At 51.9% G+C, this 25,693-nt stretch carries 27 protein-coding genes and 3 tRNA genes; 15 read left to right on the top strand and 15 right to left on the bottom strand.

Annotated features, from left to right (window positions below):
- The first annotated feature begins 11 nt into the window (after positions 1-11).
- Entirely contained in the window at positions 12-1,028 is a 1,017-nt protein-coding gene (lplA, locus tag HBM92_RS20595) for a lipoate--protein ligase LplA (RefSeq protein WP_000105890.1), read from the top strand.
- A gap of 31 nt (positions 1,029-1,059) precedes the next feature.
- Positions 1,060-1,323: a helix-turn-helix domain-containing protein gene (locus HBM92_RS20600; RefSeq protein WP_000566155.1), complete on the top strand. Its 264-nt coding sequence runs from the start codon at positions 1,060-1,062 to the stop codon at positions 1,321-1,323.
- Positions 1,324-1,483: 160 nt separating this feature from the next.
- On the opposite strand, the gene deoD is transcribed toward HBM92_RS20600, so the two are convergent.
- The 4 genes from deoD to deoC all read right to left on the bottom strand — a co-directional run bounded on the left by deoD (position 1,484) and on the right by deoC (position 5,763).
- Complete coding sequence (gene deoD / locus HBM92_RS20605; RefSeq protein ID WP_000224879.1) at positions 1,484-2,203, bottom strand: purine-nucleoside phosphorylase; 720 nt, start codon at positions 2,201-2,203, stop codon at positions 1,484-1,486.
- A 56-nt stretch (positions 2,204-2,259) separates the two neighbouring features.
- Positions 2,260-3,483 (bottom strand): phosphopentomutase, encoded by a 1,224-nt coding sequence (gene deoB / locus HBM92_RS20610; protein ID WP_000816471.1) that lies wholly within the window; start codon positions 3,481-3,483, stop codon positions 2,260-2,262.
- Between the two features lie 51 nt (positions 3,484-3,534).
- Positions 3,535-4,857 (bottom strand): thymidine phosphorylase, encoded by a 1,323-nt coding sequence (deoA, locus tag HBM92_RS20615; RefSeq protein ID WP_000477811.1) that lies wholly within the window; start codon positions 4,855-4,857, stop codon positions 3,535-3,537.
- Between the two features lie 126 nt (positions 4,858-4,983).
- On the bottom strand, positions 4,984-5,763 hold the full coding sequence (gene deoC, locus HBM92_RS20620) for a deoxyribose-phosphate aldolase (RefSeq protein WP_001295412.1): 780 nt from the start codon (positions 5,761-5,763) through the stop codon (positions 4,984-4,986).
- Positions 5,764-6,020: 257 nt separating this feature from the next.
- Between deoC and HBM92_RS20625 the strand changes: the two genes are divergently transcribed.
- Both HBM92_RS20625 and HBM92_RS20630 read left to right on the top strand, forming a co-directional pair.
- Entirely contained in the window at positions 6,021-7,571 is a 1,551-nt protein-coding gene (locus tag HBM92_RS20625) for a YjjI family glycine radical enzyme (RefSeq protein WP_001143194.1), read from the top strand.
- Complete coding sequence (locus HBM92_RS20630) at positions 7,543-8,406, top strand: YjjW family glycine radical enzyme activase (RefSeq protein WP_001088378.1); 864 nt, start codon at positions 7,543-7,545, stop codon at positions 8,404-8,406. Before HBM92_RS20625 ends, HBM92_RS20630 begins: the two co-directional genes overlap by 29 nt.
- A gap of 112 nt (positions 8,407-8,518) precedes the next feature.
- Here the strand turns inward: HBM92_RS20630 and HBM92_RS20635 are convergent, their stop codons facing one another.
- The 8 genes from HBM92_RS20635 to holD form a co-directional block, all read right to left on the bottom strand.
- Positions 8,519-9,301 carry a metal-dependent hydrolase gene (locus HBM92_RS20635; protein WP_000563058.1) on the bottom strand — a complete coding sequence of 261 codons (783 nt, stop codon included), beginning with the start codon at positions 9,299-9,301 and terminating at the stop codon, positions 8,519-8,521.
- Complete coding sequence (locus HBM92_RS20640; protein ID WP_001299799.1) at positions 9,298-10,371, bottom strand: patatin family protein; 1,074 nt, start codon at positions 10,369-10,371, stop codon at positions 9,298-9,300. Before HBM92_RS20640 ends, HBM92_RS20635 begins: the two co-directional genes overlap by 4 nt.
- A gap of 121 nt (positions 10,372-10,492) precedes the next feature.
- Positions 10,493-10,654 (bottom strand): DUF1328 domain-containing protein, encoded by a 162-nt coding sequence (locus tag HBM92_RS20645; protein ID WP_000490275.1) that lies wholly within the window; start codon positions 10,652-10,654, stop codon positions 10,493-10,495.
- A 126-nt stretch (positions 10,655-10,780) separates the two neighbouring features.
- Entirely contained in the window at positions 10,781-11,386 is a 606-nt protein-coding gene (gene osmY / locus HBM92_RS20650; RefSeq protein WP_001295748.1) for a molecular chaperone OsmY, read from the bottom strand.
- Between the two features lie 392 nt (positions 11,387-11,778).
- Complete coding sequence (gene prfC / locus HBM92_RS20655) at positions 11,779-13,368, bottom strand: peptide chain release factor 3 (RefSeq protein WP_000175943.1); 1,590 nt, start codon at positions 13,366-13,368, stop codon at positions 11,779-11,781.
- Between the two features lie 90 nt (positions 13,369-13,458).
- Positions 13,459-14,136 carry a pyrimidine 5'-nucleotidase gene (gene yjjG / locus HBM92_RS20660; RefSeq protein WP_000870700.1) on the bottom strand — a complete coding sequence of 226 codons (678 nt, stop codon included), beginning with the start codon at positions 14,134-14,136 and terminating at the stop codon, positions 13,459-13,461.
- Positions 14,137-14,150: 14 nt separating this feature from the next.
- Positions 14,151-14,597, bottom strand: coding sequence for a ribosomal protein S18-alanine N-acetyltransferase (gene rimI / locus HBM92_RS20665; protein ID WP_001092461.1), 447 nt, complete (start codon positions 14,595-14,597; stop codon positions 14,151-14,153).
- Positions 14,566-14,979 carry a DNA polymerase III subunit psi gene (holD, locus tag HBM92_RS20670; protein ID WP_000204018.1) on the bottom strand — a complete coding sequence of 138 codons (414 nt, stop codon included), beginning with the start codon at positions 14,977-14,979 and terminating at the stop codon, positions 14,566-14,568. The genes rimI and holD overlap by 32 nt, the downstream gene beginning before the upstream one ends.
- A gap of 102 nt (positions 14,980-15,081) precedes the next feature.
- Here holD and rsmC point away from each other — a divergent pair, with 102 nt between their 5' ends.
- The 4 genes from rsmC to HBM92_RS20690 all read left to right on the top strand — a co-directional run bounded on the left by rsmC (position 15,082) and on the right by HBM92_RS20690 (position 16,726).
- Entirely contained in the window at positions 15,082-16,113 is a 1,032-nt protein-coding gene (gene rsmC, locus HBM92_RS20675) for a 16S rRNA (guanine(1207)-N(2))-methyltransferase RsmC (protein WP_001272323.1), read from the top strand.
- A 290-nt stretch (positions 16,114-16,403) separates the two neighbouring features.
- A tRNA-Leu gene (locus tag HBM92_RS20680) sits at positions 16,404-16,490 on the top strand.
- 28 nt (positions 16,491-16,518) lie between these two features.
- Positions 16,519-16,605: transfer RNA gene (locus HBM92_RS20685), tRNA-Leu, on the top strand.
- Positions 16,606-16,639: 34 nt separating this feature from the next.
- Positions 16,640-16,726, top strand: a tRNA-Leu gene (locus HBM92_RS20690).
- 38 nt (positions 16,727-16,764) lie between these two features.
- On the opposite strand, the gene HBM92_RS20695 is transcribed toward HBM92_RS20690, so the two are convergent.
- Positions 16,765-17,001 (bottom strand): DUF1435 domain-containing protein, encoded by a 237-nt coding sequence (locus HBM92_RS20695; protein WP_001350368.1) that lies wholly within the window; start codon positions 16,999-17,001, stop codon positions 16,765-16,767.
- 140 nt (positions 17,002-17,141) lie between these two features.
- Here HBM92_RS20695 and fhuF point away from each other — a divergent pair, with 140 nt between their 5' ends.
- Complete coding sequence (gene fhuF / locus HBM92_RS20700) at positions 17,142-17,930, top strand: siderophore-iron reductase FhuF (RefSeq protein ID WP_000331613.1); 789 nt, start codon at positions 17,142-17,144, stop codon at positions 17,928-17,930.
- A 37-nt stretch (positions 17,931-17,967) separates the two neighbouring features.
- On the opposite strand, the gene bglJ is transcribed toward fhuF, so the two are convergent.
- Both bglJ and HBM92_RS20710 read right to left on the bottom strand, forming a co-directional pair.
- Complete coding sequence (gene bglJ / locus HBM92_RS20705; protein ID WP_001546345.1) at positions 17,968-18,645, bottom strand: DNA-binding transcriptional activator BglJ; 678 nt, start codon at positions 18,643-18,645, stop codon at positions 17,968-17,970.
- The gene (locus tag HBM92_RS20710; protein ID WP_000936635.1) at positions 18,603-19,328 is read right to left on the bottom strand and encodes a helix-turn-helix domain-containing protein; all 726 of its coding nucleotides are present in this window, start codon (positions 19,326-19,328) and stop codon (positions 18,603-18,605) included. The genes bglJ and HBM92_RS20710 overlap by 43 nt, the downstream gene beginning before the upstream one ends.
- 620 nt (positions 19,329-19,948) lie before the next feature.
- Between HBM92_RS20710 and HBM92_RS20715 the strand changes: the two genes are divergently transcribed.
- From HBM92_RS20715 to opgB, 6 genes are all read left to right on the top strand, one after another.
- Positions 19,949-20,719, top strand: a complete 771-nt coding sequence (locus tag HBM92_RS20715) for a threonine/serine exporter ThrE family protein (RefSeq protein WP_001341281.1) — start codon at positions 19,949-19,951, stop codon at positions 20,717-20,719.
- The gene (locus tag HBM92_RS20720) at positions 20,710-21,183 is read left to right on the top strand and encodes a threonine/serine exporter (protein ID WP_000538176.1); all 474 of its coding nucleotides are present in this window, start codon (positions 20,710-20,712) and stop codon (positions 21,181-21,183) included. Before HBM92_RS20715 ends, HBM92_RS20720 begins: the two co-directional genes overlap by 10 nt.
- A 106-nt stretch (positions 21,184-21,289) precedes the next feature.
- Complete coding sequence (gene dnaT / locus HBM92_RS20725) at positions 21,290-21,829, top strand: primosomal protein DnaT (protein ID WP_000098818.1); 540 nt, start codon at positions 21,290-21,292, stop codon at positions 21,827-21,829.
- Positions 21,830-21,831: 2 nt separating this feature from the next.
- Positions 21,832-22,569, top strand: a complete 738-nt coding sequence (gene dnaC, locus HBM92_RS20730; RefSeq protein ID WP_000799911.1) for a DNA replication protein DnaC — start codon at positions 21,832-21,834, stop codon at positions 22,567-22,569.
- A 48-nt stretch (positions 22,570-22,617) separates the two neighbouring features.
- The gene (gene yjjA, locus HBM92_RS20735; protein ID WP_001546344.1) at positions 22,618-23,112 is read left to right on the top strand and encodes a DUF2501 domain-containing protein YjjA; all 495 of its coding nucleotides are present in this window, start codon (positions 22,618-22,620) and stop codon (positions 23,110-23,112) included.
- Between the two features lie 253 nt (positions 23,113-23,365).
- Positions 23,366-25,657: a phosphatidylglycerol--membrane-oligosaccharide glycerophosphotransferase gene (opgB, locus tag HBM92_RS20740; RefSeq protein ID WP_001292681.1), complete on the top strand. Its 2,292-nt coding sequence runs from the start codon at positions 23,366-23,368 to the stop codon at positions 25,655-25,657.
- Positions 25,658-25,693 lie beyond the last annotated feature (36 nt).

The raw sequence follows: 25,693 nt of genomic DNA on the forward strand, positions 1-25,693 counted from the left end.
AGGAAATCGTTATGTCCACATTACGCCTGCTCATCTCTGACTCTTACGACCCGTGGTTTAACCTGGCGGTGGAAGAGTGTATTTTTCGCCAAATGCCCGCCACGCAGCGCGTTCTGTTTCTCTGGCGCAATGCCGACACGGTAGTGATTGGTCGCGCGCAGAACCCGTGGAAAGAGTGTAATACCCGGCGGATGGAAGAAGATAACGTCCGCCTGGCGCGGCGCAGTAGCGGTGGCGGCGCGGTGTTCCACGATCTCGGCAATACCTGCTTTACCTTTATGGCTGGCAAGCCGGAGTACGATAAAACCATCTCTACGTCGATTGTGCTCAATGCGCTGAACGCGCTCGGCGTCAGCGCCGAAGCGTCCGGGCGTAACGATCTGGTGGTGAAAACAGTCGAAGGCGACCGCAAAGTCTCAGGCTCGGCCTATCGCGAAACCAAAGATCGTGGCTTCCACCACGGCACTTTGCTGCTCAATGCCGACCTTAGCCGCCTGGCAAACTATCTCAATCCGGATAAAAAGAAACTGGCGGCGAAAGGCATTACCTCAGTGCGTTCCCGCGTGACCAACCTCACCGAGCTGCTGCCGGGGATCACCCATGAGCAGGTTTGCGAGGTCATAACCAAGGCCTTTTTCGCCCATTATGGCGAGCGTGTAGAAGCGGAAATCATCTCCCCGGACAAAACGCCAGACTTGCCAAACTTCGCCGAAACCTTTGCCCGTCAGAGTAGCTGGGAATGGAACTTCGGTCAGGCTCCGGCATTCTCGCATCTGCTGGATGAACGCTTTAGCTGGGGCGGCGTGGAACTGCATTTCGACGTTGAAAAAGGCCATATCACCCGCGCCCAGGTGTTTACCGACAGCCTCAACCCCGCGCCGCTGGAAGCCCTCGCCGGGCGACTGCAAGGCTGCCTGTACCGCGCGGATATGCTGCAACAAGAGTGCGAAGCGCTGTTGGTTGACTTCCCGGACCAGGAAAAAGAGCTACGGGAGTTGTCGACGTGGATAGCGGGGGCGGTAAGGTAACTCGCTGATTAAAATACCAAAGGAAGGGAATATGATCGATCTGGAAAACCAGGAGCGGGAGATTATCAATTTAATGTTAAGCCAGCGTATTTCCTGGCTAGCCGCCGTGCGTATCAGGCATAAATTATCGCTTGCTGAAGTAAGTAAAATGTTAGGTATCTCGATTAATTCTCTAAAACAGATCGAAAAGACGGAACGGCTTAGCTCAAACATCAAAAGCAAAATGGCAGAAATTTATGGTTGTCCACCAGAGTTGCTGATATGCCCTTCCTGGATGACGGCTGAACATAAATGAATAGATTCGTGAATAGATACTTGAATGGATTTTATTTTCTATCCATATGAAAAATAATAGTAAATCTATAAATCAGTTGCTATTGATGAATAGATACTAAAAAGCCGGAGCAGTCTCCTGCTCCGGCTTAACACGACGTTCGCCTTTCAGCGAAACACAATTACTCTTTATCGCCCAGCAGAACGGATTCCAGTGCGATTTTGATCATGTCGTTGAAGGTGGTCTGACGCTCAGCGGCAGTGGTCTGCTCGTGAGTGCGGATGTGGTCAGACACGGTGCAGATGGTCAGGGCTTTCGCGCCAAATTCTGCAGCGACGCCGTAGATACCAGCCGCTTCCATTTCCACGCCGAGGATGCCGTATTTTTCCATCACGTCGAACATTTCGCCGTCCGGAGAGTAGAACAGGTCAGCGGAGAACAGGTTACCCACGCGAGCATCAACGCCCAGTGCTTTAGCCGCGTCTACCGCGTTACGCACCATGTCAAAGTCAGCGATAGCGGCAAAGTCATGGTCTTTAAAACGGATGCGGTTAACTTTGGAATCGGTGCAGGCACCCATACCGATAACGACGTCGCGTAGTTTTACGTGCGGCAGAACTGCGCCACAGGAACCCACGCGGATAATTTTCTTCACGCCGAAATCGGTGATCAGTTCTTTGGTGTAGATGGAGCAGGACGGGATACCCATACCGTGACCCATTACGGAAATTTTGCGGCCTTTGTAAGTACCGGTGAAGCCCAGCATACCGCGAACGTTGTTCACTTCACGGGCATCTTCAAGGAAAGTTTCAGCAATATACTTCGCACGCAGCGGGTCGCCTGGCATCAAAACTACGTCAGCGAAATCGCCCATTTCTGCATTAATGTGTGGGGTAGCCATTGTTTTATCCTTTTTGTGACATAACAAAGGCGGAGTCAACGCTCCGCCCAAATCCATCAGAACATGGCTTTGCCATATTCCATATCAGAAGTACCAAAATATTTTGCCAGAGTCTGGCCGATATCCGCGAAGGTTTCACGGTGACCCAGTGAACCCGGTTTTACTTTCGGGCCGTAAACCAGTACCGGAATGTGTTCACGCGTGTGGTCAGTACCGGTCCAGGTCGGATCACAACCGTGGTCAGCAGTGAGGATCAGGATGTCGTCATCGCGCAGCAAAGACATCAGCTCCGGCAGACGGCGGTCGAACAGCTCCAGACCCGCAGCATAACCGGCGACGTCGCGACGGTGGCCCCAGGAAGAGTCGAAGTCAACGAAGTTGGTGAAGACGATGGTGTTATCACCCGCTTCTTTCATCTCTTTGATGGTGGCGTCAAACAGCGCGTCCAGGCCAGTTGCTTTCACTTTCTTGGTGATACCGCAGTTGGCGTAGATGTCTGCAATTTTACCGACAGAAACCACCTGACCGTGTTTTTCATCAACCAGTTTCTGCAGCACGGTCGGTGCTGGCGGCTCAACAGCCAGGTCGTGACGGTTACCGGTACGCTGGAAGTTACCGGCTTTGTCACCGATAAACGGACGAGCGATAACACGACCGATGTTGTAGCCGCCGTTGGTCAGCTCTTCACGGGCGATTTCGCACAGTTCGTAGAGTTTATCCAGGCCAAAGGTTTCTTCGTGGCAGGCAATCTGGAACACAGAGTCAGCGGAGGTATAGAAAATCGGCTTGCCGGTTTTCATGTGCTCTTCGCCCAGCTGATCCAGAATGACCGTACCGGAAGAGTGGCAGTTACCGAGGTAACCCGGCAGATTAGCGCGTTCAACCAGTTTATCCAGCAGCTCTTGCGGGAAGCTGTTTTCGTGATCGGAGAAATATCCCCACTCAAACAGAACCGGGACACCGGCGATTTCCCAGTGACCAGACGGGGTATCTTTACCGGATGACATTTCGTGCGCCCATGCGTACGCGCCGATAACTTCAGCGTTGCCGTCCATTCCCGCCGGAATGAAACCGGTAGAACCTTCGTGTGCTTTCGCCAGCCCCAGACGGGTCAGATTTGGCAGATTGAGCGGGCCTTTACGACCGTTATCAGCTTCGCCTTTGGCACAGGCTTCTGCGATATGACCCAGGGTGTCAGCCCCGACGTCACCAAAGCGTTCTGCATCTTCTGTAGCGCCGATGCCGAATGAGTCCAGCACCATAATAAATGCACGTTTCATATGTTCTCCGTACTCAGTGCTTCAAATTTAAATGATCAGATCAGTATACCGTTATTCGCTGATACGGCGATAGACAGTTGGTGTGCTTTCCGGTGCTTTATCGGCAAGTTTAATTGCCGCTTTCACCGCTTTCGCCGCTTCCTGCCAGCTGTTTTCGTCTTTCGCGTGGATAACCGCCAGCGGACGCTGACCGTCTACCTGGTCGCCCAAACGCGCCATATCAGTAAAGCCGACGCTGTAATCAATGGTGTCAGATGCCTGACGACGACCGCCGCCCATTGCAACCACTGCCATCCCCAGCGCGCGGGTATCCATTTCACTGACAAAACCTTCGGTATCAGCATAGACTGCTTTCGTCAGCATCGCTGTCGGCAGATACTTCGCGTAGTTCTCAACGAAGTCGGTCGGGCCTTTTTGTGCCGCTACCATACGACCAAAGACTTCTGCCGCTTTACCGTTGTCCAGCACCGCCTGCAATTTCGCGCGCGCTTCGGCGTCATCTTTCGCCAGTTTGCCGGAGATCAGCATCTCCACGCACAGCGCCATCGTGACATCAAACAGACGCGGGTTACGATATTCACCCGTCAGGAACTGCACCGCTTCACGAACTTCAACCGCGTTACCTGCACTGGAGGCCAGTACCTGATTCATGTCGGTGAGCAGCGCGGTGGTGCGCACGCCAGCGCCGTTAGCCACGCCAACAATCGCTTCGGCAAGGGCTTCAGAGAGTTCGTAGGTCGGCATAAACGCGCCGCTACCCACTTTCACGTCCATCACCAGCGCATCCAGACCTTCCGCCAGTTTCTTCGCCAGGATCGAGGCAGTGATCAGCGGGATGGAGTCCACGGTTGCGGTAATATCGCGGGTCGCGTAGAAACGTTTATCTGCCGGAGCCAGTGAGCTGGTCTGGCCGATAATCGCCACGCCGACGTCTTTAATAATTTCGCGGAAACGGTTGTCATCCGGGAAAATGTCGAAGCCAGGGATGGATTCCAGTTTGTCGAGCGTACCGCCAGTATGACCGAGGCCGCGACCAGAGATCATCGGAATATAGCCGCCGCAGGCTGCGACCATCGGCCCCAACATCAGCGAAGTCACATCGCCGACGCCGCCGGTGGAGTGTTTATCAACAATCGGGCCATTCAGATGCAGGCTTTTCCAGTCGAGAACGGTTCCTGAATCTCGCATCGCCATGGTCAGCGAGACACGCTCAGGCATTGTCATATCGTGGAAGAAAATGGTCATCGCGAGGGCGGCAATCTGCCCTTCGGAGATAGTGTTGTCGCGAATACCGTTGATAAAGAAACGAATTTCTTCATCGCTTAGCGCATGACCATCACGTTTTTTACGAATAATTTCTTGTGCGAGAAACAAGGTAACCTCCCGAGGAAAAGAGTATGAGGCGGCTTTTGCCGGATGCGTCTACGCCTTATCCGGCCTACGGGTAGATACGTCTCGTAGGCCTGATAAGCGCAGCGCATCAGGCGTAAAGCATCTTACTTAGTAGCTGCTGGCGCTCTTACCGTCGCCGTGGCCCAGCGCTTTCAGCAGGCTTGCCAGCAGGCTGGAAGCACCAAAGCGGTAGTGACGCGCATCAGCCCAGTCAGCACCGAACAGTTCATCTGCGATGGCGAGATATTTCTGCGCATCTTCCGCAGTACGCACGCCGCCCGCCGGTTTGAAACCAACGGTTTTTTCTACGCCCATATCACGGATCACTTCCATCATGATGCGCGCGCTTTCCGGCGTCGCGTTCACAGCCACTTTACCGGTAGAGGTTTTGATGAAGTCCGCACCCGCTTTGATGGAGATTTCAGACGCTTTACGGATCAGCGCTTCGTCTTTCAGTTCGCCGGTTTCGATGATCACTTTCAGCAGTACATTCGCTGCCGCGCAAGCCTCTTTACAGGCTTTCACCAGGTCAAAACCAACCTGCTCGTTACCCGCCATCAGCGCGCGGTACGGGAACACAACGTCAACTTCATCTGCACCGTAGGCGATTGCCGCACGGGTTTCTGCCAGCGCGATTTCGATGTCATCGTTACCGTGTGGGAAGTTGGTTACCGTAGCGATTCGGATTTCCGGGGTGCCCTGCTCTTTCAGCGTTTTGCGAGCAATCGGGATAAAGCGAGGATAGATACAGATAGCGGCGGTATTGCCGACCGGGGTTTTGGCCTGATGACACAGAGCAATTACTTTCTCGTCGGTGTCGTCGTCATTCAGGGTGGTCAGGTCCATCAATTTCAGTGCACGCAGGCTGCTTGCTTTCAGATCAGTCATTTCATTCTCCTGGCTTGTCGCCAATAAAATTCACCTTGCGAGTTTGTTAGTATTCTAACATCTACTCCGCAACACACTTCGATATACATCACAATTAAGGAAATCTACTTACAAGTTTGCATCACTGTAATGCGATCTGGTTCAAATAATTCACTTTCAAATGAATGCGTCAGTGGTGGCAAACGCATCAGGATCAAAGTGAACATCACGAAACTTCTTACAATGGCGCATCACCTTCGGCATAAAAGGAAAAGAAGATGCCCACTTCTGATGAAAATGCACTGCAACAACGTTGCCAGCAAATTGTCACCAGCCCAGTGCTTAGCCCGGAGCAGAAGCGCCATTTTCTGGCACTGGAAGCAGAAAACAATCTGCCTTATCCGCAGCTGCCTGCCGAGGCCCGCCGCGCGCTGGATGAGGGTGTAATCTGCGATATGTTTGAAGGTCATGCGCCGTACAAACCGCGCTATGTCTTACCCGATTACGCCCGTTTTCTGGCGAACGGTTCCGAATGGCTGGAGCTGGAAGGCGCGAAAGATCTTGATGACGCACTCTCTCTGCTGACCATTCTTTACCACCACGTACCGTCGGTCACATCGATGCCGGTCTACCTGGGGCAACTGGATGCGTTGTTGCAACCGTATGTTAGAATTCTAACACAAGACGAGATCGATATTCGAATAAAACGTTTCTGGCGTTACCTCGACAGAACCCTGCCAGACGCCTTTATGCACGCCAATATCGGCCCGTCTGATTCGCCCATCACCCGTGCGATATTACGTGCAGATGCAGAGTTGAAGCAGGTTTCACCGAACCTGACCTTTATCTACGATCCAGAAATCACCCCTGATGACCTGCTGCTGGAAGTGGCGAAGAACATCTGTGAATGTAGCAAACCGCACATCGCCAACGGTCCGGTGCATGATAAAATTTTCACAAAAGGGGGCTACGGGATTGTGAGCTGTTACAACTCACTGCCGCTGGCGGGTGGTGGCAGCACGCTGGTACGCCTTAACCTGAAAGCCATTGCCGAGCGCAGCGAATCGCTGGATGACTTCTTTACGCGCACTCTACCGCACTACTGCCAGCAGCAGATCGCCATCATCGATGCGCGGTGTGAATTCCTCTATCAACAATCACACTTCTTTGAGAATAGCTTCCTGGTGAAAGAAGGGCTGATTAACCCTGAACGTTTTGTGCCAATGTTTGGCATGTATGGGCTGGCGGAAGCGGTTAACTTGCTGTGTGAGAAAGAAGGGATTGCCGCGCGCTACGGTAAAGAAGCCGCCGCAAATGAAGTGGGTTATCGCATCAGCGCGCAACTGGCGGAGTTTGTCGCCAATACCCCCGTGAAATATGGCTGGCAAAAACGCGCCATGTTACACGCACAGTCGGGGATCAGTTCCGATATCGGCACCACGCCGGGCGCGCGTTTGCCGTATGGCGATGAGCCAGATCCGATCACCCATCTGCAAACTGTCGCCCCGCATCATGCTTATTATTATTCCGGCATCAGCGACATTCTGACCCTCGACGAAACCATCAAACGTAACCCGCAGGCACTGGTACAGCTTTGCCTCGGTGCCTTTAAAGCCGGAATGCGTGAATTTACCGCCAATGTCAGCGGTAACGATCTGGTTCGCGTTACCGGTTATATGGTGCGTTTGTCGGATTTAGAAAAATATCGCGCCGAAGGTTCACGCACCAACACCACCTGGCTGGGCGAAGAAGCCGCACGCAACACTCGTATTCTGGAACGCCAGCCGCGCGTGATAAGCCATGAACAGCAGATGCGCTTTAGTCAGTAAGATTATCCCCTTCTCCTGCGTTGACGGGCCAGGCAGTCGTCTGGCTCTGTTTTTGCAGGGCTGCAATCTGCGCTGCAAAAACTGTCACAATCCGTGGACGATGGGACGCTGCAATGATTGCGGAGAGTGCGTGCCACAGTGTCCGCATCAGGCGTTGCAGATTGTTGACGGCAAAGTGCTGTGGAACGCTGTGGTCTGCGAGCAGTGTGATACCTGCCTGAAGATGTGTCCGCAACATGCCACGCCAATGGCGCAATCCATGAGCGTGGATGAGGTGCTTAGCCATATCCGCAAAGCGGTGCTGTTTATCGAAGGGATAACGGTAAGCGGCGGCGAAGCCACGACCCAGCTGCCGTTTGTGGTGGCGCTGTTTACAGCCATCAAAAACGATCCGCAACTGCGCCACCTCACCTGCCTCGTGGACAGTAACGGTATGTTGAGCGAAACCGGCTGGGAAAAATTACTCCCGGTGTGTGACGGCGCAATGCTCGATCTCAAAGCGTGGGGGAGCGAATGTCATCAACAATTAACCGGACGCGATAATCAGCAGATTAAGCGCAGCATCTGTTTGCTGGCAGAGCGCGGTAAGCTGGCGGAACTGCGTTTGCTGGTAATCCCTGGCCAGGTGGATTATTTGCAACACATCGAAGAACTGGCGGTGTTTATCAAGGGACTTGGCGATGTTCCGGTACGCCTGAACGCGTTTCATGCCCACGGCGTGTATGGCGAGGCGCAAAGCTGGGCGAGCGCCACGCCGGAAGACGTTGAGCCGTTGGCTGATGCGTTAAAGGTGCGCGGGGTGAGCCGGTTGATATTTCCGGCGCTCTATTTGTGACATGCCGGATACGGCCTACGGTTCGGCACAGACTTGTAGGCATGATAAGACGCGACAAGCGTCGCATCAGGCATTATGCGCCGACTGCCGGATGCTGCCTACGAAGGGTAAACTACCCACTAACGCTAAACAACGCATACGTATTATTAAGCAACACTTCGGCAATCTCATCTTCTGGTTCCGGGCGCAACTCGCAAAGCACGTCAAACACCCGCACAGCCTGTTCCGGTCGGTTAGGCTGCCCCTGAAAGCCGTTGAGCGGCATATCCGGCGCGTCGGTTTCCAGCAACAACGATGCCAGCGGTAATTTTGCGATGACATCGCGGGTTTTACTGGCGCGTGGATAGGTGATAGTACCGCCTACGCCGATTTTGTAGCCCAGCTGTACAAACCGCTCGGCCTGTTGCAGGCTGCCGGAAAAACCGTGAACCACGCCAGTGCACGGTAAATCGTGACGTTTAAGATGCATCGCCAGTTTGTCGTGTGTACGCCGGGAATGAAGGATCACCGGCAGATCGTAGCGTTTCGCCAGTTTCAGCTGTTCGTCGAGTAACCACTGCTGCCTCTCAAATTGCGGATCGTCGCCGAAGAGATCCAGACCGATCTCCCCCACCGCCACCACCTTCGCCGGACGCCTTTCCAGCGCCTGCTGTAGCTGATCAAGAGACACATCGCTATGTTTTTCCAACATCCCCGGATGCAACCCCAATGCGGCATACAGCGGTTGATATTTTTCCGCTAACGCCTGCACGCGGGCAAAATTTTCCGCCTCTGTCGCCGGAACAATGATCTTGCCTACGCCCGCTTGTGCCGCGCGTTGCAGGCTGGCCTCTTCATCGCCACTAAACGGCGGGAAATCAAAATGGCAGTGGGTATCGATAAAACGGCAAATCAAGCCAGATCCTCATTGTTAAATGTCGGGTCGTTCGCCTGCGGAGCATCGCTCACTTCGGCAACCAGCGTATCGTTGGCGACTGGCGCAGGCGGAATAACGATCGATTCCGGCGTCACCACTGGCACCAGATGGCGGGTAAGCGGCGCTTTTTCAGTTAATAGCTTGCCAACCGTGGCGAGGAAATAACGACCGCATAAACGCCCAAGTTTATAGTCTTCACGCAGCGCCGGAATCCGACTGCCAAGCGCGATACTATGTAATGGTTTCGGTGGATAAATTTCGAATATCCGCAGCTTGCCCGGTGGTTTCTCAATAAATTGCTGAATGTCACGATAGCTGGTTTCATGATGCTGCACCAGATTGACCAGCGGCTGCAGGCTACTGTCACCCAGCCAGCGTTCCATGCGTTTGAACCACTGCGGCGTGTAGTACATTTGTGACGGCACAGTGCGGATGACGACCAACGTTTTAGCGCCCTGCCTTGCCGCCTCTTTAACCGGAATCGCATCACTGATCCCGCCATCCAGGTAGTTAATGCCTTCCAGCGACACTCCGCTACGATAAAAGCCAGGTATCGCACTGGAGGCGCGAATCACATCCAGCCAGTTTTGTTTGGTTGGTAAAAAGTAATTAGGCGCGTAGTCATCCTGACGACAGGCGCACATATAAAACGATTTGCCGCTGTCAAACAACCGCGCGGCGGTATCCATTTGCAACGGCATCTGGCTTGCGGTGGCCTCCACCAGCCAGTCGAGATCGATAAGATTTCCTCCACGGACAAAGCGCAATGGATCGAAAAATTCGCGTTTTGTGGTATAGCGCATGATGACTTTGCGCGCGTAACCGGGCTGATTGCAGATAAACGCCGAGAGGTTCTGCGCCCCGGCAGATGTGCCGAGATAAAGATCGAAAGGATTAAACTGCGCGCGCATAAACTCATCCAGCACGCCAGCCGTGAAAATTCCACGCTGTCCGCCGCCTTCGCACACCAGAGCTATTCGTCCAGGCTGGAACGGCCTTAGCGACAACGGCGCAATATTACCAAGCGTTACAGGTATTCGCTGCCCCACCTCTGCCTTCCTGTTTTTGTTGTGAAAGAATGACAAAGTAACGCAATTTATTATTCGCTAAAACCGCAAAAGCCAGTCCGCTGGACTGGCTTTGGATAAAATTTTCTTAATGGTCTGAAATCTAGGGTCGTTTTCGGCCCATGAACAAACTCACCAGGAACAGAATAATCCCGACGACAAAGACAATTTTAGCTGCGCCTGCAGCGGTACCGGCCAGACCACCAAACCCAAGTGCGGCGGCGATTAACGCGATAACCAGAAATATGATGCCCCAACGAAACATAAGCGTCTCCTTTACCATAGTTAATGTCACCGCTTGATATGAGCGTGAAAATCACTCAATGCGATATTTTTAGTGTGGTGCACATCGCGCCTCCCGACAAAGTTCGGGAGGACGAATTACGACGAATTACTTAGTTTTCAGATCATTTTTAACGCTTTTCACACCATCTACCGCTTTGGCGATACTTTCAGCACGGTCGCTCTGTGCCTGGGAATCGACGGTACCGGAGAGCTGAACCACGCCGTCGGTGGTTTCAACTTTCACATGACGGGAAGGGACGATATCGTCCGCCAGCAGTTTGGCTTTGATTTCACTGGTGGTGGCGGTGTCACCCGCGTAGCCCTTCACAGAGCCTTCTTTAGCGTCGCGAACGTGCAGTTTGTCGCTGACAGAGGTCACCCCTTCAACGCCTTTCGCCACTTTCACTGCCTCTTCGGCCTGAGCCTGGCTTTCAACGAAACCGCTCAGGGTCACGACTTTTTGATCGGTTTTGACAGAGATATCGGTGCTCTTGATGTTGTCATGATCCACCAGGGCCGCCTTCACTTTCGCGGTGATGGCGCTGTCATCCATGAAATTACCGACTTTATTCATAGAGCTATCGACTTTTTGCCCTGCGCTTTCATTGGTAGTCTGCGCGTTGTTTTCCGCGTAGGCAGAGCCTGTCGCGACGGCAGAGGTCAACATTACAGCCAGCAGAGTTTTCGAAATCTTCAGTCTTGTCATAGTCATCGATTTATTCCTGTAAGTTTGCTCGTAATTTGAGCCTGGCAACACGAGGTTGCATTGCTGAATAGGGAGAGACTTCACCCTCTACAGAAGTCAATGGTCGCCATCACAAAAGCGATGGGTGATGAATAACGACCATTACAGCCTCTGAATCAGTTATTAATATCGGTAGAATGACAATCTACGGCTTTAGATACTGATATCTACGCATTGAACGGTATTTAACGCCGTCAGAAATGTCATTACTTTGTTAAATATAGATCACAATTTTGAAACCGCTCGGAATATCATCGAAAACATAAGCAAAAGTGAATGTTTTAAGAACATTCCGTAAGCGGCTAATAAGGAAGGGAAATTGACAGGGCGCAGCGGCTACCGCGCCCTGGAGGCAAGAATTAATGCTCGCGGGTCTGGTGGAACTGAACGTCCGGATAACGTTCCTGCGCCAGGCGCAGGTTGACCATGCTGGTAGCGATGTAAGCGAGGTTATCGCCGCCATCAAGCGCCAGTTGGCTTTCGTTCTTACGCTTGAACTCTTCGAATTTCTTCGCGTCTGCACATTCTACCCAGCGGGCGGTGGCAACGTTGACTGATTCATATACTGCTTCAACGTTGTATTCGCTCTTCAGGCGCGATACCACCACATCAAACTGCAGCACACCAACCGCACCAACGATCAGATCGTTGTTGGAGATTGGACGGAACACCTGCACCGCGCCCTCTTCGGAAAGCTGTACCAGCCCTTTGAGCAGCTGTTTTTGCTTCAGCGGATCTTTCAGGCGGATGCGACGGAACAGTTCTGGCGCGAAGTTCGGAATACCGGTGAACTTCATCATCTCACCCTGGGTAAAGGTGTCGCCAATCTGAATGGTGCCGTGGTTGTGCAGGCCGAGGATATCGCCCGGATATGCTTCTTCAACGTGCGAACGGTCACCTGCCATAAAGGTCAGCGCGTCGGAGATCACCACATCTTTCGCAGTGCGCACCTGGCGCAGCTTCATGCCTTTTTCATATTTACCGGATACCACGCGCATAAACGCCACGCGGTCGCGGTGTTTCGGGTCCATGTTGGCCTGAATTTTAAATACGAAGCCGGTAAATTTGTCTTCGCTCGCCTCTACGGTACGGGTATCAGTCTGACGCGGCATCGGCGCAGGAGCCCACTCCACCAGGCCATCCAGCATATGATCGACACCGAAGTTACCCAGCGCAGTACCGAAGAATACCGGAGTGATTTCGCCCGCAAGGAACAGCTCTTTGTCGAACTCATTAGACGCGCCTTTCACCAGTTCCAGTTCGTCACGCAGCTGCTGTGCCAGATCTTCACCGACCGCTGCATCGAGATCCGGGTTATTCAGCCCTTTAACAATGCGGACTTCCTGAATGGTGTGGCCTTTACCGCTCTGATAGAGATAGGTTTCGTCTTTATAAAGGTGGTAAACGCCTTTAAACAGCTTGCCGCAGCCGATCGGCCAGGTGATCGGTGCGCAGCCGATTTTCAGCTCGTTCTCAACTTCATCGAGCAGTTCCATCGGGTCGCGGATATCACGGTCAAGTTTGTTCATAAAGGTGAGGATCGGCGTGTCGCGCAGACGGGTAACTTCCATCAGCTTGCGGGTACGATCTTCAACACCTTTTGCGGCGTCGATAACCATCAGACAGCAGTCCACCGCCGTCAGGGTACGATAGGTATCTTCCGAGAAGTCTTCGTGCCCCGGGGTGTCGAGCAGGTTAACCAGGCAATCGTGATACGGAAACTGCATCACAGACGTAGTAATGGAGATCCCACGCTGCTTTTCCATCTCCATCCAGTCCGACTTAGCGTGCTGGTTGGAACCACGGCCTTTTACTGTACCGGCGGTCTGAATGGCCTGTCCGAACAGCAGCACCTTCTCGGTGATGGTAGTCTTACCGGCGTCCGGGTGAGAAATAATGGCAAAAGTGCGGCGCTTCGCCACCTCTTGCAAATAAGGAGACAACGTCATAATTCTTTCTTCTTGAGTAAGCGGCATCGCGCCGCGCTTGTTGAAAACGAAAAATTGCGGCTATTTTACCCATCAACGGGGGGGAGGCAATCAGTGTTTACACAGGAGCTGCTCCAGTTCGTGCAACGAAGAAACGGTCCAGGTGGGCGCGATGCCTTCTGGTTGCTCGCGATGGTGCGCATTCAGCCAGCAGGTCGCAAGCCCGGCGTTGATGCCACCGAGAATATCGGACTCGGCAGTGTCGCCAACCATCAGCACGCGTGAACGGTCAGGATTGCCCGCCTGTTCCAGCGCATAATCGAAAATTTTCTTATTCGGTTTGGCAACGCCAACTTCTTCGGAAATCACCAGCAAATCGAAGTAATCACGCAGGCCCGTGCGTTCCAGACGCACTTGCTGCAAGGCGCTAAAGCCGTTGGTGATGATGCCGATTTTAGCGTTGCCACGAATGGCGTTAAGCAGGGAAACCGCCCCCGGAAGCGGCGTGCAGATTTCCGCCATCGCATTAATAAAGGCATCGTTAAGCAAGCCTGCTTCAACTTTCAGCCGTTCGGCCCAGCTCTCAAAACGCCCGTGCTGAAGCTGTAATGAAGTGATCGCGCCGTTTTGATAATCCACCCACAGTGGCTTGTTAACGGCCTGATAGTCCTGAAAATCTTCAGCGGTAAAGGTGACGCTGTAATCAAGAAACATCCGCTGCAGGCCGGTGAATGAGTCAAATGTAAACAGCGTTTCATCGGCATCAAAGAAAATCCAGTCCCACTTCATTATTCCACCTTGTCTTACATACTGATTGGCAACGCCATGATGATGGCGTCTTCGCGACCGTCCGTGGTGGGGTAGTAATTGCGGCGAATCGTCGCCTCGTTAAAGCCTAAACTTTCGTACAGGGCAATGGCGGCAGCGTTTGAAGCACGGACTTCCAGCCATAGTGTCGCCACGCCGCGTTTTTCCAGTTCGTCGATCAGATGTTCCAGCAGCGCCCTTCCCAATCCCTGACGCTGATAGTCAGGATCGACCGCAATATTGAACAATGTAGCTTCATCCAGCACCACTTGCGTAATCGCAAACGCCGCCATTTTGCCGTTTTGCGTTAACTGAAAGTTGAGATAACGCTCGCCCTGGTTGCTGGCAAAGGTTTTTTCACTCCACGGAAAGGCGTGGGCGCGTTGTTCAATGTGGTAAGCCGCTGGTAAATCAGTCGTTTCGAGGGAAGAAATCGTGTTCATATGTGCAAATTTGTTGCCATAACGCGGCGCGTGCCGTTGGGTTTGCCCGTAATTCGGTGAGCGCCGGTGATGCCACCTGAGCGCCTTCCAGTGATAGCGGTTCGTCAGTACCCAACCGCCAGCTGTTGCAGCGACTGCCTTGCGGCAGCATCGCGATTTTTTCTGGCGTCAGTTGCAGCACTTGATCGGGGCTGACGGTTAATGCGCGCAGAACATCGCTCACTAAAGGATCAGTCAGGGCGGGAAGATCGTTTGCCACCATCACCAGACGGACGTGTGCCGGGATCGCAATGGCAATCTCCCCCTGCAACGCGCCAGGGCGACGCAGCGACCACTGGGTAATGCCCAGTTGCTGTAACTGCCAGTCTCGTCGGGATGTCATAGCGAATCGCTCCTGTTGTCAGGGGCGCAAATATAGCAAATTCGTCGATACCGCGCCAACATATGGCTATAATCGCCGCCAGTATCAATTGAGGAGCATTCCATGTCTGCATTTACCCCGGCAAGTGAAGTCTTGCTGCGTCACAGTGATGATTTCGAACAAAGCCGTATTCTGTTTGCCGGAGACTTACAGGATGACCTGCCCGCGCGTTTAGATACCGCGGCCAGCCGTGCTCATACCCAGCAATTCCACCACTGGCAGGTATTAAGCCGCCAGATGGGGGATAACGCCCGTTTCAGTCTGGTCGCCACGGCGGATGACGTCGCAGATTGCGATACGCTGATTTACTACTGGCCGAAGAACAAACCGGAAGCCCAGTTCCAGTTGATGAATTTACTTTCTCTGCTGCCGGTGGGGACGGATATTTTTGTCGTTGGCGAGAACCGCAGCGGCGTGCGCAGCGCCGAGCAGATGCTGGCAGATTATGCGCCGTTGAATAAAGTCGACAGCGCTCGTCGCTGTGGCCTCTATTTTGGTCGTCTGGAAAAACAGCCGGTATTTGATGCCGATAAATTCTGGGGCGAATACAGCGTCGATGGCCTGACGGTCAAAACGCTGCCTGGCGTGTTTAGCCGCGACGGTCTGGATGTCGGTAGCCAGTTGCTACTCTCGACGTTAACCCCGCACACGAAAGGTAAAGTGCTGGATGTCGGCTGTGGCGCGGGTGTGCTTTCAGTTGCCTTTGCGCGCCATTCACCGAAAATTCGTCTCACCTTGTGCGATGTCTCTGCCCCGGCGGTAGAAGCCAGCCGTGCGACGCTTGCGGCCAACGGTGTTGAAGGTGAAGTCTTTGCCAGCAACGTCTTTTCCGAGGTGAAAGGTCGTTTTGATATGATCATCTCCAACCCGCCGTTCCACGATGGGATGCAAACCAGCCTGGATGCGGCGCAAACGCTGATTCGCGGCGCGGTGCGTCATCTTAATAGCGGCGGCGAGCTGCGAATTGTAGCGAACGCCTTCCTGCCTTACCCGGACGTGCTGGATGAGACATTTGGCTTCCATGAAGTTATCGCGCAAACCGGGCGCTTCAAGGTGTATCGCGCCATTATGACCCGCCAGGCGAAGAAAGGTTGAGTATCCCGCCGCAAGCCTTGTCGGATGCGGCGTGCTCGCCTTATACAACTGCACATTAATCCTTCGTAGGCCAGATAAGACGCGCCAGCGTGGCATCTGGCATCTGCCCCCGAATACCGTGTCGGATGCGGCGTGAACGCCTTATCCGACCTACAAAACCTGCTCGTTAGTCTCCTGATGGACATTTTTCCAGCAATTACACATCTGCCGATAATTAACTATTGACGAAAAGCTGAAAACCACTAGAATGCGCCTCCGTGGTAGCAATTCTTTTTAAGAATTGATGGTATGCGAAGGTGGCGGAATTGGTAGACGCGCTAGCTTCAGGTGTTAGTGTCCTTACGGACGTGGGGGTTCAAGTCCCCCCCCTCGCACCAAAAACCACGTTGATATTGCTCGCACTGGGCGAAGGTGGCGGAATTGGTAGACGCGCTAGCTTCAGGTGTTAGTGTTCTTACGGACGTGGGGGTTCAAGTCCCCCCCCTCGCACCAAACGAGGCGATATCAAAAAAAGTAAGATGACTGTGCGAAGGTGGCGGAATTGGTAGACGCGCTAGCTTCAGGTGTTAGTGTTCTTACGGACGTGGGGGTTCAAGTCCCCCCCCTCGCACCAATTATCTTTACTTCCTTTCTTGTTTCTTCCTTGATTTTTCATCCCTGATTCAAATTCATTATCATCAGCATGATGCCAGCAATAAGCGCCAGGCACGATGGTAGCAAAACGTAATGCCGTAACTGTTTGTGATACAGCATCACCGGCGTCAATACTAATCCCATCAGAATGACAATCCGCCATTGATCAGGCGATAAATCCGCATACATCAGCCCTGCAATCAGCAATCCTGGCAGCAACACTCCCCAGCCACTGCCCAGCGTACGTTGCAACATGGTTTCATCTCTTTCATTGATAATGATAACCAATATCATATGATAATTTTTATCATTTGCAAGCCAGAGAAATCCCTTGCTATCGGATAAACCTATCGCTAGGATTAGCAATCATTATCATTTAGATTACTATCCCGATTATGGCCTATCGTTCCGCACCGCTCTATGAAGATGTTATCTGGCGAACGCATCTCCAGCCACAGGATGCTGGGCTTGCACAAGCCGTACGTGCGACGATCGCCAAACATCGTGAACATTTGCTCGAGTTTATCCGCCTGGATGAACCCGCTCCGCTTAACGCCATGACGCTGGCGCAATGGTCATCACCGAATGCGCTAAGTTCTCTACTCGCGGTCTATTCCGATCATATCTATCGCAACCAACCAACGATGATCCGCGAGAACAAACCGCTGATCTCACTATGGGCACAATGGTATATCGGCCTGATGGTGCCACCATTAATGCTGGCGCTACTGACGCAGGAAAAAGCATTAGATGTGTCGCCGGAACATTTCCATGCTGAGTTTCACGAAACCGGCCGTGCCGCCTGTTTCTGGGTCGATGTGTGTGACGATAAAAACGCAACACCACATTCGCCGCAGCAGCGAATGGAAACGTTAATCAGCCAGGCGCTGGTTCCGGTTGTGCAGGCACTAGAAGCGACCGGAGAGATCAACGGCAAACTTATCTGGAGTAATACCGGTTATTTGATCAACTGGTATCTCACTGAGATGAAGCAACTGCTCGGCGAGGCGACGGTTGAATCGCTGCGCCATGCCATCTTTTTTGAGAAAACGCTCACGAACGGTGAAGATAATCCACTCTGGCGTACCGTGGTACTGCGCGACGGCCTGCTGGTGCGCCGCACTTGCTGCCAGCGTTATCGCTTACCGGATGTGCAGCAATGTGGCGATTGTACGCTGAAATGAAAGCACTGCCGGGGAAGTAAACCCGGCATCATGCGGATTAATAGGGATGCAACACATTACTTGCTTCGCAATGCCGCATACATAACAGAATATCTGCGGCCTCCAACAATCCTGCATCAGAACTGACGCCCAGTTTCGACATCACATTAAATTTATGCGCGCGGATCGTTTTGATATTGCGTTTAAGCTGCTCGGCAATTTGTGTCATTGAGTAGCCACGCGACATAAAGCGCAATATTTCTCTCTCCGTCGGGCTTAGCGTCCGGCTTTGGTTAATGTACCACTGATTGTTCAGTCGGTCGGTCGCCTGACGTACACCATTTAATGACAAAAAGAGTTCCTGATGAAAAATCTCCAGCGTTGACGCTTTACTTAATACACCGTCCAGCGGTGATGGCGACAATGAACCAATCAGCTGAGCTTCAATATCATCATCCGCAATAACTAAACGCCGGGTACGCGGAAACTTAATCGCCAGTTCAGTCAGGCAAGATAATCCCTCTCTGCGCTCACTTCTCATGGCAGAAAAAGAAAAAATGACCGCCGCAAACGAGATCCGCGACATGGCATCCTGAAATGACTCCTGACTGGTATAGGTATGGAGCTTATAAGGGTTGCCCGCAAACTTTCTGAATAAACTCTCAATACCGATACTACTCATGACGCATTTTTCTATGAGTGCGACATTTCTCTTCTTAATTCGGCTGTGTTCCATTCTGCGGCATCTCCATAAACAGAAGGCAAGTTAAGTTCTCTTGCACCCTGCGCGCTATTTATCCATGCATACATTTCAGCGTTGCTGTGAATTGCCAGTCGACGCATCGCACTGTTTTTTTGGGCGCTGATAGTTTTATTACTTTTCTTAAGCAATGAAGCTATCTGGTTGATGCCCCATCCTTTACCTAATAGCCGCAGTACCTTGCGCTCTGAAAGAGTGAGAATGACGGAGCGATAGCTAAAATCATGAGTTTCAGTCATTGCCGGAGAGGTCAGCATGGCGCTGATACGCTCTGCGTGCGTATTGCCGGAACGTACGGTCTTGACCAGATTCTCAATGGGTTCAACATCAGACAATAACGTCGCCGTAGGGCACATGAGCAGTTCTACTGCCTGGGAATACCAGGAGCGTGACACCATGAAAACCCAGTGAATTTCCCGATATTGTGAGATTAAAGAATAATAATGTTCACAAACAGAACGTGGATCTTCACTTTCACCGGCTAAATCAGCAATGACTAATCCGGAACGACGTAATTGTAATAAGGTAAGGTCCTCCGCAGAGGCGCTGGATATTATTTCATATTCAGGGAAGTGAGTCCTCATGACCTCTTTTAACCCTGCTTGCATAACAGGTATTTTACTGATAACAATTCCATTTTTGCAGCATCCTGGCAACATATTTCCTCCACATCCACTGTCTAAAAATTATGATGGTTTATTCAGGATATTCATTCCTTAAATGTTTCCAGCAAATTAATAGATTAAGCGAATAAATTATCCTTAGCATTCACTTTCATATCAGCATACTCCTGCTGCACAACAACTCCACTGCATGTGTCAGAAGGTTAGCATCAAATGATAACCTGGTGAAATAGCCTGGAGACATTTAAAATATCTACATTAAGTTGTTAGGAATACTTAATGAAAAACAGAAATCACATTCATTTAATTATAAATTAAATGATATCCCTTCCCGCAGAATGCGGGAATCACACAATCAATATTTATTCAATAAAATCTGATGATTTTAACTTGTTAACACTAAAAAACGCGCCCAGCTATCTATTATCCTGACCCGTAAAGGCTAAAACAATAAATTCATTATAGTGATAATATTCATGTGATAGTTTGTTTGCGGCGAGAGATAATTCGCTTTTTATCACCGAGCTTGTCCCGATAACCAGGATTAATCAGCGCAATTTTGATCTTAACCTACCTCAAAACAACCGTGCTTCATGATACAAATGGATTCTCATTATCTGAACAATACGCAGCACGTCTATGACAAAGGGCGAGTTATGCAAACTGAGCAACAGCGAGCCGTAACGCGGCTTTGTATCCAGTGTGGATTATTTCTTTTGCAACATGGTGCGGAAAGCGCGTTGGTTGATGAGCTTTCCTCACGACTGGGTCGGGCGTTGGGAATGGACAGCGTCGAAAGTTCTATCTCTTCGAACGCCATAGTGCTGACAACTATTAAAGATGGGCAATGCCTGACATCGACACGAAAAAATCACGATCGCGGCATTAATATGCATGTGGTGACTGAAGTCCAGCACATTGTGATTCTTGCGGAGCATCATCTGCTGGATTACAAAGGCGTAGAGAAACGATTTAGCCAAATTCAGCCATTACGTTACCCAAGATGGCTGGTAGCCTTAATGGTTGGCCTTTCTTGCGCCTGTTTCTGTAAACTCAATAACGGTGGCTGGGATGGTGCCGTCATCACCTTCTTTGCCAGTACGACCGCGATGTATATCCGCCAGCTGCTGGCACAACGTCATCTTCATCCACAGATCAACTTTTGCCTTACCGCTTTCGCCGCCACCACCATTTCCGGATTGCTTTTGCAACTCCCCACTTTCAGCGATACACCCACCATTGCGATGGCCGCCAGCGTTCTGCTGCTGGTGCCGGGCTTTCCGTTGATTAATGCCGTCGCCGATATGTTTAAAGGCCACATCAATACCGGACTGGCACGCTGGGCGATCGCCAGTCTGCTGACGCTGGCTACCTGCGTCGGCGTGGTGATGGCACTGACGATTTGGGGGCTACGCGGATGGGTGTGATCGAGTTTCTGTTTGCATTGGCGCAGGATATGATCCTCGCCGCCATTCCAGCGGTCGGCTTTGCGATGGTGTTCAACGTTCCCGTGCGGGCGTTACGCTGGTGTGCGCTGCTTGGCGCGATTGGCCATGGTTCACGAATGATCTTAATGACCAGCGGGCTGAATATTGAGTGGTCAACTTTTATGGCTTCTATGCTGGTCGGCACCATTGGTATTCAATGGTCGCGCTGGTATCTGGCGCATCCGAAAGTGTTTACCGTGGCGGCCGTTATCCCTATGTTCCCGGGCATATCGGCTTATACCGCAATGATTTCGGCGGTAAAAATCAGCCAGTTAGGTTACAGCGAACCGTTGATGATTACCCTGTTAACCAACTTTCTTACAGCTTCATCGATTGTTGGTGCGTTATCCATCGGTCTTTCCATTCCTGGATTATGGTTGTACCGCAAGCGCCCTCGCGTATAAAATTGCCTCGCTTAAGCACACGGATGAGAGACAGCCTCCTCTCCTCCGTGTGTTACTATAAAAGTTATCTCCCTTCTCGTTCATCGTTCCATATTTGAGAAACAGTATGTCTTCCAGAGTTTTGACCCCGGACGTCGTTGGTATTGACGCCCTGGTACACGATCACCAAACCGTTCTGGCAAAAGCTGAAGGCGGTGTGGTTGCCGTATTTGCTAACAATGCCCCGGCGTTTTATGCCGTCACGCCTGCACGCCTGGCTGAACTGCTGGCGCTGGAAGAAAAGCTGGCGCGTCCGGGAAGCGATGTCGCTCTGGACGATCAACTCTATCAGGAACCGCAAGCCGCTCCCGTTGCTGTCCCCATGGGGAAATTCGCCATGTATCCGGACTGGCAACCCGATGCCGACTTTATCCGCCTGGCGGCGCTATGGGGCGTGGCGCTAAGAGAGCCGGTGACCACCGAAGAACTGGCCTCATTCATTGCCTACTGGCAGGCGGAAGGTAAAGTCTTTCACCATGTGCAGTGGCAACAAAAACTGGCGCGCAGCCTGCAAATCGGTCGTGCCAGCAACGGCGGACTGCCGAAACGAGATGTGAATACGGTCAGCGAACCTGACAGCCAAATTCCACCAGGATTCAGAGGGTAACGATGAAAAACGTTGGCGACCTGATGCAACGCCTGCAAAAAATGATGCCTGCCCATATCAAACCTGCATTCAAAACGGGTGAAGAGCTACTGGCCTGGCAGAAAGAACAAGGGGCGATCCGCTCCGCCGCTCTCGAACGTGAAAATCGGGCGATGAAAATGCAGCGCACCTTTAACCGCTCCGGTATTCGTCCACTGCATCAGAACTGCTCCTTTGAGAACTATCGCGTTGAGTGTGAAGGGCAGATGAATGCGTTAAGCAAAGCGCGCCAGTATGTCGAAGAGTTTGACGGCAACATCGCCAGCTTCATCTTTTCTGGTAAGCCAGGAACCGGCAAAAACCATCTGGCGGCGGCAATCTGCAACGAGCTGCTGCTACGCGGTAAATCCGTATTGATCATCACCGTGGCCGATATTATGTCGGCGATGAAAGATACCTTCAGGAATAGCGGTACCAGCGAAGAACAACTGCTTAACGATCTGAGCAACGTTGATCTGCTGGTGATCGATGAGATCGGCGTGCAGACCGAATCGAAATACGAAAAAGTGATCATCAACCAGATCGTCGATCGCCGCTCTTCTTCCAAACGCCCAACCGGGATGCTGACCAACAGTAATATGGAAGAGATGACCAAGTTGCTGGGCGAACGCGTGATGGACCGTATGCGCCTGGGTAACAGTTTGTGGGTGATCTTCAACTGGGATAGCTACCGTAGCCGTGTAACAGGTAAAGAGTATTAATCCCCGTTTCTGGCGGTATACTGCGACACAATTCCACCTTGAGTAATGATGATGAAAACTGTTAAACATCTTCTGTGCTGTGCCATTGCCGCCAGCGCATTAATTTCCACCGGGGTGCATGCTGCGTCCTGGAAAGATGCGCTCTCCAGCTCCGCCAGCGAACTTGGCAACCAAAACAGCACGACACAGGAAGGCGGTTGGTCGCTCGCGTCATTAACTAACTTGCTTAGCAGCGGGAACCAGGCCTTAAGCGCAGATAACATGAACAACGCCGCAGGCATTCTGCAATACTGCGCGAAGCAAAAGCTGGCTTCGGTAACCGATGCCGAAAACATCAAGAACCAGGTGCTGGAAAAGCTGGGCCTGAACAGTGAAGAGCAAAAAGAAGACACCAACTATCTGGATGGCATTCAGGGTTTGCTGAAAACCAAAGATGGTCAGCAACTCAATCTGGATAACATCGGAACGACTCCGCTGGCAGAAAAGGTGAAAACCAAAGCCTGCGATCTGGTGTTAAAGCAGGGGCTGAACTTCATTTCCTGAACCGCGAAACGCCGCGTTTTAGCTGTTACCCGGCTGACGCGGCTCTCTCCTGCCCTTTTCCCTGCTCCTGGACGGTTTTCCCCCTGTTACACGGGAAGCGACCGCGATCAAAAAAGTCTGTTTATAAACTAATTCCTAACAACATCGCATTTTTTTGACACTAGAATTGCAGCAATATGGCGACGCCATTACATTGTGCTTCTCAAAAAGCTTAAACGTTGGCTAAACGGCCCGGTTTAGTGAGGATCGCCCGTTGTCAGAACTACTCTCTTTCGCCCTTTTTCTCGCCTCTGTGCTGATTTACGCATGGAAAGCGGGACGTAACACCTGGTGGTTTGCAGCCACATTAACAGTGCTGGGGCTATTTGTCGTTTTAAATATCACCCTGTTTGCCAGCGACTATTTTACTGGCGATGGTATTAACGACGCGGTTCTCTATACCTTAACCAACAGCCTGACCGGTGCTGGCGTCAGCAAATACATCCTGCCGGGTATCGGCATTGTGCTGGGGCTGACAGCGGTGTTCGGTGCGCTGGGCTGGATCCTGCGCCGTCGTCGCCATCATCCGCACCATTTTGGTTACAGCCTGCTGGCGCTCTTACTGGCGCTGGGTTCGGTGGACGCCAGCCCGGCATTTCGTCAGATAACGGAACTGGTGAAATCCCAGTCACGCGATGGCGACCCGGACTTTGCGGCTTATTATAAAGAGCCGTCGAAAACTATCCCTGACCCGAAACTCAACCTGGTTTATATCTATGGCGAAAGTCTCGAGCGAACCTATTTTGATAACGAGGCTTTCCCGGATCTCACGCCTGAACTGGGCGCGTTGAAAAATGAAGGCCTGGATTTCAGCCACACGCAGCAGCTGCCAGGAACGGATTACACGATTGCGGGCATGGTGGCTTCTCAGTGCGGCATACCGCTGTTTGCCCCCTTTGAAGGCAACGCCTCCGCCTCTGTCTCCAGCTTCTTCCCGCAGAACATCTGTCTGGGCGATATCCTGAAAAACTCGGGTTATCAGAACTATTTCGTGCAGGGCGCAAATCTGCGTTTTGCCGGTAAAGATGTGTTCCTGAAATCGCACGGCTTCGACCACTTATACGGCTCAGAAGAGCTGAAAAGCGTGGTAGCCGACCCGCACTATCGCAACGACTGGGGATTCTACGACGATACCGTTCTCGATGAAGCGTGGAAAAAGTTTGAAGAGCTTTCCCGCTCAGGTCAGCGATTCTCACTGTTTACCCTGACAGTCGATACCCATCACCCGGATGGTTTTATTTCTCGTACCTGTAACCGCAAAAAATATGATTTTGACGGTAAACCGAATCAGTCATTCAGCGCGGTAAGTTGCAGCCAGGAGAATATCGCGACGTTTATCAACAAAATCAAAGCGTCACCGTGGTTTAAAGATACTGTCATCGTCGTCTCTTCTGACCATTTAGCGATGAACAACACGGCGTGGAAATACCTCAATAAGCAGGATCGCAATAACCTGTTTTTTGTCATTCGTGGCGACAAGCCGCAGCAAGAGACGCTGGCAGTGAAGCGTAACACGATGGATAACGGCGCGACGGTGCTGGACATTCTCGGTGGCGATAACTATCTCGGACTTGGTCGTAGCAGTTTATCCGGGCAGTCGATGTCGGAAATCTTCCTCAATATCAAAGAGAAAACATTGACGTGGAAGCCAGATATCATCCGCCTGTGGAAATTCCCTAAAGAGATGAAAGAGTTCACCATCGACCAGCAGAAAAACATGATTGCCTTCTCGGGTAGCCATTTCCGTTTGCCGCTGCTGTTGCGGGTTTCAGACAAACGCGTGGAACCGCTGCCGGAAAGCGAATACTCAGCACCGCTGCGTTTCCAGCTGGCCGATTTCGCTCCACGCGACAATTTCGTCTGGGTTGACCGTTGCTATAAGATGGCACAACTCTGGGCTCCGGAACTGGCACTTTCCACCGACTGGTGTGTCTCGCAGGGGCAGCTTGGCGGTCAGCAAATTGTCCAGCATGTTGACAAAACAACATGGAAGAGCAAGACGGCATTTAAAGATACGGTCATCGACATGGCGCGTTACAAAGGCAATGTCGATACGCTGAAGATTGTTGATAACGATATTCGCTACAAAGCCGACAGTTTCATCTTTAACGTCGCCGGTGCGCCAGAAGAGGTGAAACAGTTTAGCGGGATTTCCCGTCCGGAGTCGTGGGGCCGCTGGTCCAACGCGCAGCTGGGCGATGAAGTAAAAATCGAGTACAAGCATCCGCTGCCGAAGAAATTTGACCTGGTGATTACCGCCAAAGCATACGGCAATAACGCCAGCCGTCCTATTCCGGTACGCGTAGGCAATGAAGAACAAACTCTTGTGCTGGGCAATGAAGTGACCACCACCACACTGCATTTCGATAACCCAACCGATGCCGACACACTGGTAATTGTGCCGCCGGAACCTGTCTCAACCAACGAAGGGAATATCCTCGGACACTCGCCGCGTAAGCTCGGGATCGGCATGGTGGAAATTAAAGTTGTGGAACGTGAAGGGTAATTCCTGACTGATGTGTAGGTCGCATAAGGTGCGACC

This window comes from Escherichia sp. E.sYA108 (genome assembly GCF_011754335.1).
Lineage (GTDB): Bacteria > Pseudomonadota > Gammaproteobacteria > Enterobacterales > Enterobacteriaceae > Escherichia > Escherichia coli.

What these genes read in the sequence shown, in the direction of transcription:
- lplA (WP_000105890.1), top strand. Translation starts at nt 12, where the DNA reads ATGTCCACATTACGCCTGCTCATCTCTGACTCTTACGACCCGTGGTTT.
- HBM92_RS20600 (WP_000566155.1), top strand. Translation starts at nt 1,060, where the DNA reads ATGATCGATCTGGAAAACCAGGAGCGGGAGATTATCAATTTAATGTTA.
- deoD (WP_000224879.1), bottom strand. Translation starts at nt 2,203, where the DNA reads ATGGCTACCCCACACATTAATGCAGAAATGGGCGATTTCGCTGACGTA.
- deoB (WP_000816471.1), bottom strand. Translation starts at nt 3,483, where the DNA reads ATGAAACGTGCATTTATTATGGTGCTGGACTCATTCGGCATCGGCGCT.
- deoC (WP_001295412.1), bottom strand. Translation starts at nt 5,763, where the DNA reads ATGACTGATCTGAAAGCAAGCAGCCTGCGTGCACTGAAATTGATGGAC.
- HBM92_RS20625 (WP_001143194.1), top strand. Translation starts at nt 6,021, where the DNA reads ATGCCCACTTCTGATGAAAATGCACTGCAACAACGTTGCCAGCAAATT.
- HBM92_RS20630 (WP_001088378.1), top strand. Translation starts at nt 7,543, where the DNA reads ATGAACAGCAGATGCGCTTTAGTCAGTAAGATTATCCCCTTCTCCTGC.
- HBM92_RS20645 (WP_000490275.1), bottom strand. Translation starts at nt 10,654, where the DNA reads ATGTTTCGTTGGGGCATCATATTTCTGGTTATCGCGTTAATCGCCGCC.
- osmY (WP_001295748.1), bottom strand. Translation starts at nt 11,386, where the DNA reads ATGACTATGACAAGACTGAAGATTTCGAAAACTCTGCTGGCTGTAATG.
- prfC (WP_000175943.1), bottom strand. Translation starts at nt 13,368, where the DNA reads ATGACGTTGTCTCCTTATTTGCAAGAGGTGGCGAAGCGCCGCACTTTT.
- yjjG (WP_000870700.1), bottom strand. Translation starts at nt 14,136, where the DNA reads ATGAAGTGGGACTGGATTTTCTTTGATGCCGATGAAACGCTGTTTACA.
- rimI (WP_001092461.1), bottom strand. Translation starts at nt 14,597, where the DNA reads ATGAACACGATTTCTTCCCTCGAAACGACTGATTTACCAGCGGCTTAC.
- holD (WP_000204018.1), bottom strand. Translation starts at nt 14,979, where the DNA reads ATGACATCCCGACGAGACTGGCAGTTACAGCAACTGGGCATTACCCAG.
- rsmC (WP_001272323.1), top strand. Translation starts at nt 15,082, where the DNA reads ATGTCTGCATTTACCCCGGCAAGTGAAGTCTTGCTGCGTCACAGTGAT.
- HBM92_RS20695 (WP_001350368.1), bottom strand. Translation starts at nt 17,001, where the DNA reads ATGTTGCAACGTACGCTGGGCAGTGGCTGGGGAGTGTTGCTGCCAGGA.
- fhuF (WP_000331613.1), top strand. Translation starts at nt 17,142, where the DNA reads ATGGCCTATCGTTCCGCACCGCTCTATGAAGATGTTATCTGGCGAACG.
- bglJ (WP_001546345.1), bottom strand. Translation starts at nt 18,645, where the DNA reads ATGGAACACAGCCGAATTAAGAAGAGAAATGTCGCACTCATAGAAAAA.
- HBM92_RS20710 (WP_000936635.1), bottom strand. Translation starts at nt 19,328, where the DNA reads ATGTTGCCAGGATGCTGCAAAAATGGAATTGTTATCAGTAAAATACCT.
- HBM92_RS20715 (WP_001341281.1), top strand. Translation starts at nt 19,949, where the DNA reads ATGCAAACTGAGCAACAGCGAGCCGTAACGCGGCTTTGTATCCAGTGT.
- HBM92_RS20720 (WP_000538176.1), top strand. Translation starts at nt 20,710, where the DNA reads ATGGGTGTGATCGAGTTTCTGTTTGCATTGGCGCAGGATATGATCCTC.
- dnaT (WP_000098818.1), top strand. Translation starts at nt 21,290, where the DNA reads ATGTCTTCCAGAGTTTTGACCCCGGACGTCGTTGGTATTGACGCCCTG.
- dnaC (WP_000799911.1), top strand. Translation starts at nt 21,832, where the DNA reads ATGAAAAACGTTGGCGACCTGATGCAACGCCTGCAAAAAATGATGCCT.
- yjjA (WP_001546344.1), top strand. Translation starts at nt 22,618, where the DNA reads ATGATGAAAACTGTTAAACATCTTCTGTGCTGTGCCATTGCCGCCAGC.